General features: G+C 29.9%; 19 protein-coding genes. All 19 read right to left on the bottom strand.

What is annotated here, in order from left to right; all coding sequences use genetic code 11:
* Positions 1-2: 2 nt before the first annotated feature.
* Positions 3-791, bottom strand: a complete 789-nt coding sequence (locus tag KQI88_RS05565) for an ABC transporter ATP-binding protein (RefSeq protein ID WP_330656082.1) — start codon at positions 789-791, stop codon at positions 3-5.
* Between the two features lie 189 nt (positions 792-980).
* Positions 981-2,645, bottom strand: coding sequence for a ribosomal protection-like ABC-F family protein (gene abc-f / locus KQI88_RS05560; protein ID WP_216415368.1), 1,665 nt, complete (start codon positions 2,643-2,645; stop codon positions 981-983).
* 34 nt (positions 2,646-2,679) lie between these two features.
* Complete coding sequence (tet, locus tag KQI88_RS05555; RefSeq protein ID WP_216415367.1) at positions 2,680-4,635, bottom strand: tetracycline resistance ribosomal protection protein; 1,956 nt, start codon at positions 4,633-4,635, stop codon at positions 2,680-2,682.
* A 709-nt stretch (positions 4,636-5,344) separates the two neighbouring features.
* On the bottom strand, positions 5,345-6,103 hold the full coding sequence (locus tag KQI88_RS05550) for a DUF975 family protein (protein ID WP_216415366.1): 759 nt from the start codon (positions 6,101-6,103) through the stop codon (positions 5,345-5,347).
* A gap of 183 nt (positions 6,104-6,286) precedes the next feature.
* Positions 6,287-6,754, bottom strand: a complete 468-nt coding sequence (locus KQI88_RS05545; RefSeq protein WP_216415365.1) for a DUF5412 family protein — start codon at positions 6,752-6,754, stop codon at positions 6,287-6,289.
* Positions 6,755-6,971: 217 nt separating this feature from the next.
* Positions 6,972-7,724, bottom strand: coding sequence for an AAA family ATPase (locus KQI88_RS05540; protein WP_216415364.1), 753 nt, complete (start codon positions 7,722-7,724; stop codon positions 6,972-6,974).
* A gap of 88 nt (positions 7,725-7,812) precedes the next feature.
* Positions 7,813-8,382 carry a GNAT family N-acetyltransferase gene (locus KQI88_RS05535; protein ID WP_216415363.1) on the bottom strand — a complete coding sequence of 190 codons (570 nt, stop codon included), beginning with the start codon at positions 8,380-8,382 and terminating at the stop codon, positions 7,813-7,815.
* 58 nt (positions 8,383-8,440) lie between these two features.
* Complete coding sequence (locus tag KQI88_RS05530; protein WP_216415362.1) at positions 8,441-9,088, bottom strand: alpha/beta fold hydrolase; 648 nt, start codon at positions 9,086-9,088, stop codon at positions 8,441-8,443.
* Between the two features lie 321 nt (positions 9,089-9,409).
* The gene (gene tnpB / locus KQI88_RS05525) at positions 9,410-10,504 is read right to left on the bottom strand and encodes an IS200/IS605 family element RNA-guided endonuclease TnpB (RefSeq protein WP_216415361.1); all 1,095 of its coding nucleotides are present in this window, start codon (positions 10,502-10,504) and stop codon (positions 9,410-9,412) included.
* A gap of 9 nt (positions 10,505-10,513) precedes the next feature.
* A complete protein-coding gene (gene tnpA, locus KQI88_RS05520; protein ID WP_216415360.1) occupies positions 10,514-10,912 on the bottom strand; it encodes an IS200/IS605 family transposase in 399 nt (132 codons plus the stop codon).
* A gap of 166 nt (positions 10,913-11,078) precedes the next feature.
* Positions 11,079-11,627 (bottom strand): hydrolase, encoded by a 549-nt coding sequence (locus tag KQI88_RS05515; RefSeq protein WP_216415359.1) that lies wholly within the window; start codon positions 11,625-11,627, stop codon positions 11,079-11,081.
* 91 nt (positions 11,628-11,718) lie between these two features.
* A complete protein-coding gene (locus KQI88_RS05510) occupies positions 11,719-12,618 on the bottom strand; it encodes a GNAT family N-acetyltransferase (protein ID WP_216415358.1) in 900 nt (299 codons plus the stop codon).
* A gap of 52 nt (positions 12,619-12,670) precedes the next feature.
* Entirely contained in the window at positions 12,671-13,189 is a 519-nt protein-coding gene (locus tag KQI88_RS05505) for a GNAT family N-acetyltransferase (protein ID WP_216415357.1), read from the bottom strand.
* Positions 13,190-13,467: 278 nt separating this feature from the next.
* Entirely contained in the window at positions 13,468-14,064 is a 597-nt protein-coding gene (locus tag KQI88_RS05500) for an AAA family ATPase (protein WP_216415356.1), read from the bottom strand.
* A gap of 41 nt (positions 14,065-14,105) precedes the next feature.
* Positions 14,106-14,633, bottom strand: a complete 528-nt coding sequence (locus KQI88_RS05495) for a GNAT family N-acetyltransferase (protein ID WP_216415355.1) — start codon at positions 14,631-14,633, stop codon at positions 14,106-14,108.
* Between the two features lie 193 nt (positions 14,634-14,826).
* Positions 14,827-15,336: a signal peptidase I gene (gene lepB, locus KQI88_RS05490; RefSeq protein ID WP_216415354.1), complete on the bottom strand. Its 510-nt coding sequence runs from the start codon at positions 15,334-15,336 to the stop codon at positions 14,827-14,829.
* A 161-nt stretch (positions 15,337-15,497) separates the two neighbouring features.
* Positions 15,498-15,914: an NUDIX hydrolase gene (locus KQI88_RS05485; protein ID WP_216415353.1), complete on the bottom strand. Its 417-nt coding sequence runs from the start codon at positions 15,912-15,914 to the stop codon at positions 15,498-15,500.
* A gap of 106 nt (positions 15,915-16,020) precedes the next feature.
* Complete coding sequence (locus KQI88_RS05480) at positions 16,021-16,539, bottom strand: GNAT family N-acetyltransferase (RefSeq protein ID WP_216415352.1); 519 nt, start codon at positions 16,537-16,539, stop codon at positions 16,021-16,023.
* 523 nt (positions 16,540-17,062) lie between these two features.
* A complete protein-coding gene (proC, locus tag KQI88_RS05475) occupies positions 17,063-17,872 on the bottom strand; it encodes a pyrroline-5-carboxylate reductase (RefSeq protein WP_216415351.1) in 810 nt (269 codons plus the stop codon).
* Positions 17,873-17,906: the final 34 nt, after the last annotated feature.

Here is a 17,906-nt window from a genome sequence, read left to right as displayed (position 1 = left end):
ATCTACACCCCTTGCAATACTGCAACAAATTCCTCTGCAATTTCTTTATGTTGATTAAATCCTGTTAATTGGTTAAAAATATTTTCAAGGGAACCTTCCTTACTCTTTTCCTTTAATTCTTCAAAGCTTCCATCGGCAACTATATGTCCGTCATTTAACAATATAATTCTATCGCTTATTTTCTCGACTACATCCATAATGTGGGATGAGTAGAATATAGTTTTTCCTCTATGTACCAGTTCCGATAGGATTTCTTTAAAGATCATAACACTATTAGCATCTAACCCACCTAGGGGCTCATCAAAAAATAAAATATCTGGATTATGTAAAAGACTAGAAATAATAAGAAGTTTCTGTTTCATTCCTTTTGAATAGGAAGAAATTCTAGAGTGGTATACTTCCTCAATATTAAATAATGCCATAAGTTTTTTGGCCTTTTCATTGATTTGTTCTAATTCCATCCCATAGATTTCACCTATAAATGTAAGATATTCGTATGCTGTTAAATTATCATATATATCCGCAGTTTCAGGCACATAACCTATTCTTCTTTTATAGTTCACATTACCGCTAGAAATATCCTCGCCAAATATTTTTACTGTGCCCTCATATCCATTTATTATACCTAACAATATTTTTACTGTAGTACTTTTCCCTGCTCCATTAGGTCCTATATAACCTATAATCTGCCCCTTATGTATTTCAAGATTAATACCCTTCAACACTTCCTTGTCTTCATATTTCATTTTTAGATCTTTAATATAAACCATTGGTTCTCTATTGATTTCCACATCTATCCCCTCCAATGTTTAACATATGCTTAATATAGATAGAAAGTTAATATCTTAGATAATAAAATTAACTTTCTCTTTCCATGGAATATTATACCATATAATTAGTTTTATCCCAAAGAATACTACTCATAGTTTAATACTATTAATATGACAAAGGCCCTATACTAAGTAGGACCTTTGCTATGTTTATCTAAAGTTGCTTTTTAGATATTTCAACTGTTGCAAGACTTCAGAATACTTCTTATCAAGTTCCTTTTTTTCGTTATCACTACAGGAAATAAGCTTAAATGAAATAGTGGAAAGCTCCATTTCCAGATTTAATATTTCCTCCTTTGCTATTCTCTTGTTTTTCTCTCCTTTTTGATTTTTCTTATTTAAATAATATTCATAGTCACCTAAATATCTAGTTATCCCCTTATTATCCATTTCCCATATTTCCTGCGCCATTCTTCTAACAAAGTAATGATCATGAGAAACGAATAAAATAGCACCTTCATAATCTAATAGTGCCTCCTCTATTTTTTCTCTAGAAATAATATCTAAAAAGTTAGTGGGTTCATCTAAAACTAAAAGCTGGTATCCACCTAAAATAAGTTTTAAAAAAATAATTCTTACCCTTTCTCCAAGACTTAAATTGCTAATCTTTTTAAATACATCCTCCCCTTTAAAAAGCATACATGCCATCAAATTTCTTATCTTGCTTTGATTTGCATCAATCTTTTTTACTTCATCTAATAAGGTTAAATTCTCATCTAAGTTTTTTAATTCTTGGGAAAAATAACCTATTTTTACCGATGGTGAAATAGTAAGGTTTCCATCAACACTTTCAATTCCAACTATGGCTTTTAAAAGAGTACTCTTTCCCACACCGTTTTTACCTATAATCCCAATTCTCTTATTTCTTTGAATTTGAAAGCTAATATTTTCAAATATCGTATTGTCGTATACCTTTTTTAATTTTTCTCCCCTAACTAAAATATCCCCTAGTCTTTTGCCTTCTTTACCAAAGGCTAAATTTATTTTTAATGGCTGATTAGGTTTGGAAACCTCCTCCATCTGTTCTAACCTAGAAATAATAGCCTTTGATCTTTTAGCTATTTTTGCAGCCTTACCTCTATAGAAGTCATTTTGAGACATGTTGTTATATTTATTAGACCTTTCCATTACTTTTATTGCTGCTAATTCTAGCTTCTTTTTCTCTTTTTTATAGGCCTCATAGGCAATTATCTCTCTTTCAAGTTCCTTTTCCTTAGTATTTTTGTAGAAGGAGTATCCACCATTATATTCCCTTAGACTTCCCTTTTCTAATTCTAATATTTTATTTACAGTTTTTTCTAAAAAGTACCTGTCATGGCTTACAATCAAAACTCCACCTTGAAACTTAGATATAAAATCCACAAGCCATGTAATACCTTCATAGTCTAAATGGTTAGTAGGTTCATCGAGAATAAGTAACTGAGGCTTTGAAAGAATAATTCTAGTAATATATAATCTTGTCTTTTCTCCACCGCTTAAAGTTTCTATTCTCTGTTTATACTTTTCATTAAGATTAAGTCTACTTAAAGTAGGGATTAAATTATGATGAAATTCATAGTCCTTTAAAAATTCCTCCACAGTTTTATCCTCATCTATGGAAAAATCCTGGGGCAAATAACCTATATTACCTCTTACATCCACACTTCCATCATCGGATACAATCTCCTTCATAATAACTTTAAGTAACGTACTCTTACCTGCTCCGTTATCTCCAATAAGACCTATCTTTTGTTTTTCATATATCTTAAATGATATATTCTCTAATATTTTTTTATCCTTGATATATTTTGTAATACTGTTTACGTTTAGAAGCATTTATATCTCTCCTTTTATAACTATATAACTTAGATTAGTTTTTAATTGCCGATGACTTTTGAAGTAAATATTTGCGTTTATTAAGAGGATCTAAGCCATATTTTGATTTGCTTTTTATAACATCTTCCGGTAAATCTATATATCCATAAAACTTTGTATAAAATATCCCTTTTCCTTCGGTAAAGGAGGCTAATTTAATATTGTAGTTTTTTGAGGTTTCTATAGGAATATACCCTTTTATATAAAACTGATTATCCATGCTTCCTGTCTCAGAAAATGTAGCCCTCATATTTTGTAAATCAACAACGACTCGACTGCCTGCCTCATTTGGTACTTTAAGATGGAATTCATAAATAGGTTCAAGAAGTTTGACTTTAGCTTTATAAATAGCCTCCATTAATACCATAGGTGTTAAATTTCTAAAATCGGAAGGTGTGCTCATAACACTGTCATAAATAGCATCTTTAAATGTTATAAGTACATCTGTAATTTCCCAACCATAAATACCTTGGCGACATGTCTGAAATACAGCTTCTTCAACTGCATTTTGAAAGGATTTTGACAAATATCCGGATGAAACCTGAGAAACATATTTCAATCCTTCGCCCCTTTTTAATGGCTCAACTTCAAAATCAACGGCTGCATAGAAAGGGTTTGTACGCCCAAACATGTTAGCAGATGCACTTTCCTTTTGAATTATGGTTTCCTTATAAATTGTCATAACCTCTGAAAAATTCAAATCTATTCCATGTTTAGATGATAGTAAATCTTTAATAATTTCCATTTGGATCTCACCGAAAATACTTATATAAACTTCATTTTCTATTAGATCAATATCACATTCTAATAGAGGGTCTTCCTCAGCTAATTCCAATAATCCATTAAAAAGCTTATTTTTATTCTCTTTTTCATGAACACTTACTTTAACCCTTAGGGTTGGTCTTGTTAAGGATGGATTTTTTATCTTCTCATTAGGAGATCCAATAATATCTCCTATACGAAAATGATTTAGCCCTGAAATTATTCCCATATCTCCACCCATTAACTTATTTGTTTCACATAGTTTTCCATTACGAAACACTTGGATTTTTGTTATTTTGTCAATTGTTTCACCCTCCATCACCTTAAATGTGTCCCTCAGCTTAATAGTCCCCCTATACATGCGGATGTAGGCCAACTTCTGATTATCGTTACTCCTTGCTATTTTATAAACTACACCAGATACCTCCCCTTCTCCACAATTATTAGTGGTTGGAAGACACTTATTAATGCCATCTAAAAGCTCTTCAATACCAAGACCTGAAAGTGCTACTCCCATAAAAACGGGATACAATGAGCCTTCTTTTGAATATTTACAAATAGATTGCCAAACCTCCTCAAATGTAATGGCTTCTTCATTTATATATTTCTTCAGTATGCTATTATCAAGATCAGATAATATTTCATATACATCCTCATCTACATAATTATCTAAAATAGTATTTTCAATCCTAACATTTTTTGTACCTTCATCTATTGCTTTGTGGATAGGAACAAGTTTTACCAACATTTCTGTTTTAAGTTCATCTATTACCTTCTGAGAATCCGCATCCATTCGATCTAGCTTATTGATAAATATAACAGTGGGTATTTTCATTTGCATTAGTATTTCAAGTATAATCCTTGTCTGTGATTGAATGCCTTCTCTAGCGGAAATAACAAGTACTGCGCCATCCAAGACCCTAAGTGACCTTTCTACTTCTGCGATAAAGTCCATATGGCCAGGAGTATCTATAATATTAACTTTTACACCCTTCCATTCATAGGCAATGGTTGAGGCTTTTATTGTAATACCTCTGGAGCGTTCAAGCTCCATGGAATCTGTTTGTGTATCACCGTCATCTACACGGCCAAGCTTTTTTATGGAACCACTCTTATATAAAAGATGTTCTGTTACTGTAGTTTTTCCAGCATCTACATGGGCAAGAATACCAATATTTATAATCTCCATTAACTCATACTTCCTCCTCTAAAATTAATAGTGTTAAATCATGCAAATAATCATCTAAAAGAGCAAAATCTTTTTCAAAGCTTCTCAATGCTGATTTTGTTGAAACACATTATGGAAATTATGACTTATCTTAAATTTAGAAAGTACATAATTTCTTATGTGTTATAAAACACAAAAAGGGAACCTCAAATAAGTTTGTCGAGGTTCCCTTTTACTTTAGAAATATGAGTTTAATTTATATAGAAGCAATTAGTACCCATTGATGAACAAAACCTTTTCAAAGATTGTCAAAGTTGGCTTTGTTGAAACACATTACGAAAACTATGACTTATCTTAAGTTTAAAAAGTACATAATTCCCTATGTGTTATAAAAAATTATATTTTTTAGACAATAATAAAAGGCCATGAATTAATAATACCCATAGCCTACGTATTTACATTGCCTTTTATATTAGTCTAATCAATTAAATAATTAATAAACTTTTTAAATTAAATACAAAAAGGATGTGCAAAAAACTAAACAAAAATAGGGTACCTATTTACCTGACAAACAAAATAATCATATTTAATTTTCTTGATTTGTTTGTCTTAGTTTTCATTCCACGGTACCTCCTGAGATTTTTTACAATAATAGTATTTACTATAATCAATATAACATACCTTCTAATTTATTGCAATATTTTAAAAATAATGTTTTCTGTTGTGGCTATTATATTAATCTATCTATCATTAATTCTTCTGCAGAACATATTCCACTGTCTATAGCCTTCTGCCTAAATACTAAATACAATTCTGCTTGTGTTGCATGTACATAAGGATTAACAAATAAAACTCCTATTCCTAAAGCTAATGCACCTAGTATATACCAACCTATAAAGGATAGGTCTAGTATAAACATGTTAAACTTCTCGCCATCTGTCATACCATTGCTTATCTCAATTGCTCTTTTATATCCTATTTGAGGATTATCCGCTAAAATATAAGGCACCATATTATAGGCATATGATTTTATAATACCCGGGATAACAAGCAGTAAAGTCCACAAAATTATCAATACACCCCTATAGAGCATAACTTTTATTATGTTCTTATACCTTTCACCATTAAAGGAATATCCTATGTTATTTAAGTCAACATCTTTACCTGCTGCCCTAACAAAATAGCGCTTGCCACCAACTTCTATAGCATAGCCTAAAAATATTCTAAATAAGAATATTAATAAAGTTATGATAATAGCAATAGTAGCTATTGAAATAATATATGGAATCATATGTCTTGTATTATCCATAATTGATTGCGGAACATATCTTCCATACCCGCTATCATTACTGTTAATGTTCCACCTAAAATTAAATCCTCCTGTGCCACCACCTACAATACCTAGAATAATGCTAACTAAAAAGGCTTTCCAATATGATCCTCTAAGTACTGACTTCGCTCTTGTTTTAATTTGTTCCCTAGTCCACATATACTCGCCCCCATAACAGATATTATTTTTACTCTTTATTATATATTAATAATAATAGTAGCCTTTGATACATTATATCCAGCAAATGTATAAATGCCACAATTTTTAATACTATAATATAAGTTATGATATGTTTTGGTTGGTATATGTTTAAATAAAAAATAACTTTCACTAATAATATCCTTATTTTCTTCTATAAATAACATCCCTATCTTTAATATTGATAATCACATCATCTATTTGTATCTTATAATTATCAATCCACTCAATCTTTGGTTCACTTAGCCTATCTATATAAATAGGCCTGCTTTTCTTGATGATACCTCCATATAATCGTTCATATTGTACTTCAATACTTCCACCTAAAGCCCCTTCATCGTGTACAATAATAGAAGCACTATGTTTCTTGTCTGGAGACATTTCTGTAGATAATATATAAGTCCTCGCAAATCCAAATCTTACTAAAACAATTAAGCAAAAAAACAGGCATATTCCAATATATGTAATCCACGATACGCACTTAACAATAATATGAGATTGTTTTTCCGCTAACATAGGTAGTACAAATAGTAGTGGAAGTGCTATTATAGCGTTTCTAAGCATAATAACTGACAATACAATAGATAAAAGTATAAGTACAGTATGAGGCAATCTAATTTGTCCTTCTCTTCTTAGAATATAAAATAAATATAATGAAATAGAAATATAAAGTACATAAAAAATATTCTGAGCAAATGAAGAAATAAAAGAGTAACCCCCTAAACTCATTGCAATTATAATTATAATAGTTATTATTCCTATTAATACTAGCCGGATTTTAATAAAAATCGCCCCATCTCTTAGAAACCTTGTTTAGCCATATTCTATATTATGGCTCCATAATTATATTCAACATTTTTTCAGTATTATTCATAAATCCCTTCATGATCTGATAATGTTCAGTGTTTTCATATTTAACCTTATTAAATCCATTATTTATTTCATAAATTGTTGAATTGGGATAAGACATTATAATTGCCGAATGTGTAGCTATTATAAATTGAGAATCTTTCTGAACTAATTCGTGAATTCTAGAAAGCATAGCCAACTGCCTTGTTGGTGATAATGCAGCTTCAGGTTCATCTAAAATGTATAATCCTTTACCACTAAATCGGTTCATAAATACAGCAAAAAAAGATTCTCCATGGGATTGCTCGTGTAAGGAACGTCCTCCATAGGAGTCTATAATTCTGGGCCCACACCCATATTTATCCATTTCTTCAATATTTGTAGCAAGATTATAGAAACTCTCTGCTCTTAGAAAAAATCCATCCTTAGGGGCTTTAAATCCCTTGACTAATCTTAGATAGTTATATAATTCCGAATGTGTTTTAGCAGTTGAAAAGTTAAAATTCTTTGTTCCACCTTCAGGATTGAATCCATAGGCTGTAGCAATGGCCTCTAGTATAGTTGACTTTCCAGTACCATTCTCCCCCACAATAAAGGTTACTTTCGGGTGAATATCTAGACTATATAGATTTTTCACTGCATCTAAACAAAAAGGATATTTGGAAAATGAAGATATCTTATCCCTACATAATTCAACCTTTCTTAGATATTGATTGTAACTATGCTGTAGCAAATATAGCACCTCCAATAACCAAATCTTTTATAATAAATTTTTAGAGCATTTCCAGTGCTAAAACTCGATTCATAATATCGCCTATATTTTAAAATTCAATACTCGATTTAATCTCCAACCATTCTTTCTTCAATAAATCCATATACATCACATCGGTAAATACACCAGTCCTGCTATCAAAATATCCTTCCCTAACTATTCCTATTTCTTTAAAACCTAATTTTTTATATAAATTATGTGCTCTTATATTATCTATAATTGACGTTAATTCAATCTTATTAAGATTTAAAAATCGAAACATAAAATCTATAAAATGATATAATGCATCTTTTCCATAGCCTTTTCCCTGTTCAGATGTTTCACATATTTTTATGCCAAATTCACACTTTTGGTTTCTTTCATTCCAGTCTCCATAGTTTACTTCACCAATAGGTTCTAAAGTATCCTTTTTACATATTATAAACCTCTTCCTTTTAGGATATATACTACTATCTTCAATGGATTCTATAATGCTTTTTCTTATCGCTTCCTTACTTTGCAATGTACCGAAAGCCAATGTCGCATGGCTCATCATTTCACCATCATTCCACCATTTGTATAAGTACTCTTCATCCCCTAATTCAGCTGGTCTAATAATAGTATTTTTTCCTAAAATCATTCCTATTTTCTCCCTTCTAACCACTTCATTCATCTATTCATATGAATTCGACTTCTTACTATTTGTTAAAATTCCCATTTCTTAGAAAGTTATCAACCAGTTCTGCTACTTCAAATTTATAATGAATTTCTTCATGATTGTAAGGAACAATAATAAAATCTTTTAATTCTTTATATTTTACAGAGTTAACCTCTACTCTACCATCATTTTCATTTTTCAACAATTTGCCTAATAGTAAATCACTTTTATTTCCTGCGATTCCGCCTATTTCAATACCATCTATTTGCTTTAAATCTAACTTTTCTACATTTTCATGTCTCAAGGATTTCAAAGTCTTAAAAATATTAATAAATATATGAGATATTCTAGAAGCTATATCTGCTAACTCACTTCCCTTGTTTGGAGTAGCTATTAAGACACATCTGTGTATCTTTTCTATATATTTTGTATTAGATAATAACAATCTTATTATTAGTCCACCTGTGCTATGGCCTACAAGACTAATCTTTTCATCTTCTTTTAAGCTACATATAATTTCATTAATTCTTTCTTCAAATATAATAGCAGCGTCCGTTATATATTTAAAGGTTAATGGCAAGTCAACTAATATTGCTTCATATCCTAAAAAATCTAGATTTTTCTTCAAAACAAGCATATCATCATAATGTTTAGTATATCCATGAACTAAAATCACTTTTTTATTCATTTTTAACACCTAAAATCTTCTTATTTTTATTTAATAAACCCTTTTATTTGTATTTCTTCTTGATTTAGAAATAATGCCATTCCTGTATTCATTCCTCTAAAGTTTAACTCACCTCAATATTACACTATATTATAATTATTAATATTCCAGCACAAAATAAGTTTTTATTCCAGATCTATTTTATCTTCAAATATTATTTCAGTGAACTACTCACCACTTACTTACATTCGTTCGTTGAAGTGGGAGCTTCCTGGTCAATAGCACTAATGTACCAAGTTTGTCCAAGCTCTAAGGGTAGTTCCTACCCCGATAATACCAAAACTATATTGCTAGTTTCAGTAGATTTTTACTAGCATTTATATCTCTATCATGATGTGTATTACACTCTGGACATATCCATTCTCTAAGTGCTAAGTTTTTTACTTCTTTGTTTTTGTGACCACAATTAGAGCATAATTGACTGCTTGCATAATTAGATGGAGCTATTATTATTTCTCTACCATACCAATTTGCTTTATATTCTAATTGTATTCTAAATTCAGACCATGATACTTCTGATATTGATTTTGCTAGATTATGATTTTTTAACATATTGCTAACTTTCAAACCTTCTAAAACTATCACTTGGTTTTCGTTTATAATTTTAGAAGACAACTTATGCAAAAAGTCTTTTCTTTGGTTTGTTATTTTTTCGTGTAGTTTAGCAACTTTTAATCTTGCTTTATTTCTATTATTGCTACCTTTTTTCTTTCTTGATAAATCTCTTTGTAGTTTAGTTAGTCTCTTTTCTGATTTTCTTAACCATTTTGGATTTTCAAACACTTCTCCATCTGAAGTGATTGCAAAATCTTTAATTCCTAAGTCTACTCCTACTTTTTTATCTATTTTATCTAACTCCTTTATTTCTATATCTACTAATATTGATACAAAATACTTTTCACTTGGTGTTTGTGATATAGTACAAGATTTTATTAATCCTTCAAATTCTCTATGTTGCTTTATCTTTATCATAGATTTTAGTTTAGGTATTTTTATATATCCATTTTCAATATATACTGTTCCATTCTGATTATTTGTAGTAAAACTATGTCTATTTGTTTTCTTACTCTTGAATTTTGGAAATCCTACTGATTTATCCCTAAAGAAGTTTTTATATGCTTTATCTAAATTTATTTGTGCATTTGCTAAAGATAAACTATCAACTTCTTTTAAGAATTCATATTTCTTTTTATATTGAGCTGGTGTTGGATATTTTTGTTTTTTCAATTCTTCCTTATCATCTTTATATTTATTGTAAGTATCTATCCTATCAGCTAACATAAGATTATATATAAGTCTAGTACAACCAAATGTTTTAGCTAGATATAGTCTTTGTTCTTTATCGGGATATAATCTATATTTATATGCTCGTAACACAATGTCACCTCACTTTATCTGCTGATTTTCAATGTATTTTCTAACTACATCTATAGTTGCTCCACCTGTTGTAAGTAGGCAATAGCTTCTGCTCCAAAAGTGTTCTTGCCATAATTGATTTCTTATTAGTGGAAACTCCTTTTTTATCAATCTACTACTAGCACTTTTATATGCTTTTATGAACTTTGATATTTCAGTATTGGGTTGTGCTTTGAATAACAAGTGAACATGGTCATTATCATGATTCCATTCTTCTAAAGTGATATTATATTTAGGACTTATATGTTCAAATATTTCTTTTAATCTATTAGATATGACATTGTTTATAGCCTTTCTTCTGTATTTTATAACTAACACCAAATGATAGTTTAATAAGAATACTGAATGATTATTTGTGTCTAATTTCATTGGATTATACCTCTTTCTTAATTATACTACTGAATATATAACGGAATATATTTCCCAATGTTTCAACCTTTTTTTATTTGGGGATTTAGCCCAAATAAAAAAGATGTTATCCATCTCCCACCTAAAGAGGATGGGAGAATTCCACATTATCCGTTAAATATATGACCTATTTTATTAGCTTTGACAGTTTTTTAAATATAGGAGTGCCTGCCTCTTTTATTAAATCAAAAAACACTGTCTCTGTATTAGTAATCACAGCTCCCATAGTCGACATTAAATCTAGGCCATTTTTGTAATTTGCTTTTGTACGTGAACATACTGCATCTTCCACCACAAAAACTTGATAATTATTAGCTATTAAATCTCTAACAGTTTGAAAAACACAAACATGAGTCTCCATACCAGTAATAATAATCTTTTTCCTTCCTAGTTGATTAAGCCTTGAAATTACTTCTTCGGTATAGCCAGAAAACGTTGTTTTTTCATAGGTTAATGCTTTATCTAAATTAGTATTTAATTCTAAAACTGTCTTACCCAAGCCTTTGGGATATTGTTCTGTAACTAAAATAGGAATCTCTAAATCTTTTGCAACTGAAATTAAAGTATTAGTCTTACCAATTACTTCCTCACCATATTTCATTACTGGTACTAACCGTTCTTGAATATCAATTACCATTAAAACAGCTTCTTCCTTAATTAAAGTAAACTTATCCAATGCAAATACTCTCCTTTATAATATATTTAAACTAAAGATTTATAGAATTTCCAGCTGTTTATTAGCAGGAAAACACATATAATGTCAATATTTATTCTAATAATTCAATTTGTATTAGCTTTGTTATTGTTATTTCCCCTTTTTCTATAATATAGCTATCATAATCCCCAACTGGTTTATATCCTATTTTCATATAAATACTGTTTGAAGTAGGATTTGCTAGATCCGTAAATAAAGAACAGAACTTATAGCCAGAATCTAATAAATGTTGACTTAATGCTGCCACACAACTGGTTGCGTAGCCTCTTTTTCTTAATTCCTTTGGTGTATGAACTAAAGCAACGGTAGCCCCATTTTGTGTAGGCCTAGCTTTAGCTGCCATTGATACTACTTTACCTGCATCTTCCCATAAAAAAATAGTTTTTTCTGGTAGCCTATTTCTAACTACCTCATAACATTTTTCTTTATCTGGTGAAGCATTTAATCCAGTATCAATTTCAAAGTCATACCGCCCCTGTGCTACAAACTCTAAGTCTTCTTCATCGGCTGGTCTTAATATTCCTTCTCCAATTGTATTTTTATTTACTTCCCTTAGTTCATAAACCCTCATATTCATCTCTAATTTTACCTTACAATCGTTATATTTGCTCCAAATATCACAAGTTCTTTTTGATAGTTCTTTAGGACCTATAACACCAGGTATATCAATATTTCTATTACGTAAATCACCTACTAATAATTCTATTGCGTCATCACACTCTTCTCTGTTGCTATATACAACTAGTTTATTAGGAGGTGTCATAACCGCCGCTATAGCTAATTCCTCTCCTTGTTTTACAGTAGCAAGATAAACATCACTATAATAATCTGGGTTGTTTTTAATTGTATTGCAAATACCTAACATAAGATTATTTAATGCTTCGCTTTGCTCTAAATACTTTAAGGTTTCTTCTAAAAAAGTATCTATATTCCTATGTTTGTTTAATTTCATTTCCCCCATCTCCCCCTACTCTAATTCCACACTCTTGAATCCCACCTTCGAATCAACTGAAAAATGATTTAGGATATATTAATTCTCCCTTAATTCTATCTAACTCTCCTGCTATTAATTCACATACCATAAATACTTCATCCGATACTTTAAATTGTTTTAGTTCTAGTCCAAAATTTCTCGCTGGTTTAAATCCAAATTTAGGATAGTATGTCGGATGTCCTATCAACAATACAATCCCATATCCTAAATCCTTACATCTTTTTAATCCTTCTTGAATTAGTTGGCCACCTATTCCTGTTTTTTGTAGACTTGGTTTGACTGCAATTGGAGCCAGTACTATTACTTCATGACTATTATCACCATTTATTACTTCTGCTTTGCTTAATAATAAATGACCTACTATTTCATTATCTTCTTCTGCTACAATGGATAACTCTGGAATAAATTGTGTGGATAATCTGATTCTCTCTATCAGCTTAGATTCATCTTCCCTATTCCCAAATGCTTCATAATTCAATTTAAAAACACTACTATGGTCGCTTACAGTTTCGGTTCTTATTTTAATCATCTATGACTCCTCCATAATGATTTATTGGTTTTATAATTTATTAATTTCGCCTAAAAGTTCTCTTTTTTATATTTAATTTGGTTATAAAATATTTATAGATTTCCTAGCATTCTTCTAATAATAAGAATTCTTTTATACATTCTATAATACTATCTATATTGGTATAGTCAAAAAACAAAAAAATACTGCAATACTTCCCATAGCACATCCTGCTCTAAGTTTTTCTCTTATATATTTAATAAGTTGTCTAAAGTATTAAACTTAAACTAGAAGTTATATCAACCAAATATTCTTATATGTCTAAACCAAATCATAATCCTATCCCATTTTTTTCTTATCCAACTTCGATTATCTTTTAGTAATTTTATATTACACAATTCCCCTATGTAACCAACTACTTGATCAATTGTCATATCATCTGTATGTATATGTTCCTTAAATACAGAATTGCTTAATTGGCTAATACACCTATCAATTTGTTGCGCTGCCCATGAGTTTTTTCCATCCCCTCTTTGTCTTAGCCTTTTCAATAAGGTTTCTTTCTTTGCCATCAATGTGAAATGCTTAATATCGATACCTTCCTGTCTTAATCTATCTACTACTTCATTAAAATAAATTTGGTTTGTAATTGTCATGGGAACAATAATAATACCACTATACTTCTTACTTATATATTCCAGCATTTGATAATTAAATTCTCGCCATATATGAAAATCTTGGAAATCATTTAACTTCAGTTCCTTAGGTATATTATCACGTATAAAAAACCCTGCTTCCTCTGGATCATAAACATAAGAATTTTCTATTCGCCTACTTAACTCATATGCTGTATGGGTCTTTCCACTTCCAAATGCTCCATTAATCCAAATTATCATACTATAGTCCTCCAAGAACAAGTTTGTTATTTAATTTCCATTTATAATCTCTTTATCATATGTATATCTTCTGGCTCTTTTTCGAATAATTCTTTGTCGACTTCATTAGTTATTTGACTTCCATAACTTCTATAAAAATTAACTGCTGATTCCGTTTCAGTTGATGAAATATATAAATACTTAGCTCCTCTACTTAATGCTACTTTACTTAATTCATTCATAATACTAGAAGCAATACCTTTCCTCCTATATGACCTAGATACATACATCAAGTCTACTTGAAGCTGATCCCTATCATTACCTCTAAATTTATGTGCTAGAACTCCAAATCCAACTAATAGCTCTTTATCGTATGCACCGAAAGCAGTTCCACCATTAGACAATTCGTAAATAAAACGTTCCATCATTTCATCAATAATATCCTGACTCCAATTCGGACAATCATGCCCTGCTTTGATTTCTCCTAATATTCCTTCTTTATATCTATATATTAATTCTATTCTTTCTGACCGATCAATTTCCTTTATTTTATCAACTTCATCTATTTTCATCTCTCTTATTAAAATCAATCTCATTTCCTCCTTTACAAACTAAGCCTGACTTATTAGAATAATATAAACTTCTTTCAACTTTACAATATTGAAGAAATATATCTGCTATATTGTTCTACACTTTCTTAATGATTCCTTTTAATTAGCAATATCTTTACTATTCTACAGCAAAGGCTGCGAATTAACATCCACAGCCTAAATATATTCGCTCTTATTTTATTTTACCTATTTTAGGAAATGGAAATAATCTAAAATAGGCTTTTCCTATAATTATATCCTTATCTACTGGACCAATCTCCTTACTTCTACTATCCCTACTATCATTCCTATTATCACCTAGTACAAAAATCTTACCTTTCGGAACTACTATTTTTAAATCCCTTGAAGAAATATCCGTATCATAAATATATCCTTCTTCTAACTCTGTGCCATTTACAGATACTATACCATTATTAATTTCAACAGTATCTCCTTCAATTCCTATAACTCTCTTAATCATGTTCTTTCTTTCTGGTTCAAATTCAAAAACGACAATATCTCCATAAGCTGGATTTTGGACTTTATATAATAATTTATTTATTAATAATAAATCATAAGTATCTAATGTAGGAGCCATTGATGTTCCATAAACAATTGTTGGTAAAGCAAAAGTTGTTATTAATAATGCAGCCAATAATGAAATTATAATGGTTTTAGCCCACTCAATTATTTCTTTCTTCATAGATTTCTCTCCTTTATTAAAATTTTTTACACTCTAAAATTTTGGTATATGATTTATACCAAATAATCTTCACCTTGAAATATACCTTTCTAGTTACCCAATATGAGTCAATAAGATCTGAAGATTATATCAATTTTATATGATGATTATAATAAAATACTTTACTCACCTAAAATAATATCCTTATACATGTTTACTTGTTCAATCATATGCCCTATATTTCCCTCTCCTGCATAAATAGACATATCAAAAAAATCATGGTTTAAATCTGACCAAAACAGCTCATTTGCCTCCTCTACAAGGTTAACATTATGTTGGAGTTTGCCTACATACACTTCTACATAACACTTCTGATAGTAATATTTAAAATCCATAAGGTGCTTTAAAATTATATCACCCTTTGAAATACCTGTTTCTTCATATAATTCTCTATACGCCGCATTAAGTCCATTTTCTCCAAGTTCTATCTTGCCACCGACCAAATTGTATAACCCTTTATAAGGATCCTTTTTACGTTTACACATCAATAATTTATCTAAATTCATATTATAAACCAATATAACATTATATCCTTGCATATACTTTTCCTCCATACATAAATAGGTCTTTAACAAATCCTTATATAAATTTCATATTATCCATTATAATATAGGTTTAATATTAATCATATTTTCTTAATGAACCTTAATCTAGAATTCTTTCAAAGTTTATACTGTCTTGCCATTTGCCATTTAAGTAAATATACTGTTTAGATCTACCAACAAACTCAAATCCATTCTTTATTAATACAATTTGAGAACCAATATTCTCTGGTGCAGTTCCTGCCTCTATTCTATGAAGCTTGTGTTTATTTAAGGCTTCATCTAAAATAAGCTTAACAGCTTTTGTAGCGTAACCTTTACCATTATATTTTTTTCCTATCCTAAATCCCAGTTCTGCCTTATTAAAGATTCCCCTTATTACTGATACAAGATTTACTCTGCCAACTATTTTATTATCTGCATCTTTTATTAGGTACATATAGATCAGACCTTCTTCTTGTTCCTCTACTATTTCCTTCAATATAGATTTAAAATTATCAAACTTATAATATTCATCACCTCTTGAAGGTATTATCGATTCAAAAAAACTTCTATTTTCAACTTCAAACTCAAAAAGTTCTTCTGCATCTATTTCTTCAATTGGTTTAATTATAATAGACATAAAAATCCTCTCCTTTTGTTGTCCTATTGCTGTATTATTCTGCATTTTACCATTAATTCCTTTAATTGTGTAATATCTTTTGCTATATAATAACAGAAGGCCATGAATTAATATCCATAGCCCATATATCTCTATTAATTTTAATATCTATCTATGTATAGCATTAGTTTCTAGCTTCCCTAATCTACACTCTTTAAAGATTCTACCATTTCTACATTTTTAAGTTTATAATACATTACCATATTAACAAAAACTGCAAATACTAATGTTAGTACTACAGAGATCATGTAGTTTTTTTACATCTTTAAATTCGATATATTTATTCACCATTATCTACTCCTTGTAAAATTGCATATACCAAATATAGTGCTATATAAATTCTGCCACAATTCATTGCTAATTAACCGTACTTTAAATATTTAAAGCCCACAGGCAAATACCTGTGAGCTTTAACTTTTAGTTCCTTATTTATAGTAGCTATTAAATACATCATCGTTCTGAGTCCTCAGCACAGATCAAAGTTTTATTTACTATTTAATAATTTAATTTTTCTTTCACAGGCTTCCACAGCCTCCATAAGAATGCTTCTAAAACCTCTTTTTTCCAAAGCATAAACACCTTCTATAGTAACTCCTCCAGGGGATGAAACTATATCCTTTAGTGCTCCTGGGTGTATTTCTTTTTCAAGCATCATCTTACCTGTTCCAATTAAGGTTTGAGCTGCATATATATATGCTTTATCTCGCGGCATACCCTGCAATACACTTCCATCTGCTAAAGCTTCTACAAACAATGCAATAAAGGCTGGACTACAACCACTTATAGTAGTTACTGCATCAATCATATATTCCTCAATTTTATCCACCTTACCAATACTACTTAGTAAGTTTGTTGCTAGGTCAATCTCTTCTTCGGCTACATTCTTATTAGCGGTTAAAGCAATCATACCCTCCCCAACAGTTACAGCAATATTAGGCATAATTCGAATTATTTTCATTGGTCGTTTGAAATAGCCCTCTACATTATTTGTAGTTACTCCAGCCGCTAATGAAATTATTAACTTATCATCGGTTACATATGGGGCTATTTCTTTTAAAACCACTCCATACATATCTGGTTTAATACCTAAAAAAATTACATCACAGGTTTTAGCTAAGTCAACATTACTGTTACAAAAATTTATATTAACTTCATTACATAATCTTTCTGCTTTTTCTTTAGATCTATTTGTAACATATATTAAATTATTCATACCTTTAAAGTTCTTAATAAGTCCACCAATTATGGTAGATGACATATTTCCTGCTCCAATAAATCCTATTTTTTTATCCATTGTTACACCTCTTCTATTTTGCTACTTAAAACTA

Source organism: Alkaliphilus flagellatus (assembly GCF_018919215.1).
In the GTDB taxonomy this organism is placed as follows: Bacteria; Bacillota; Clostridia; order Peptostreptococcales; family Natronincolaceae; genus Alkaliphilus_B; species Alkaliphilus_B flagellatus.
The sequence above is the reverse complement of the archived record's forward strand: the minus strand, read 5'-3'. Positions and strand labels throughout refer to the sequence as shown.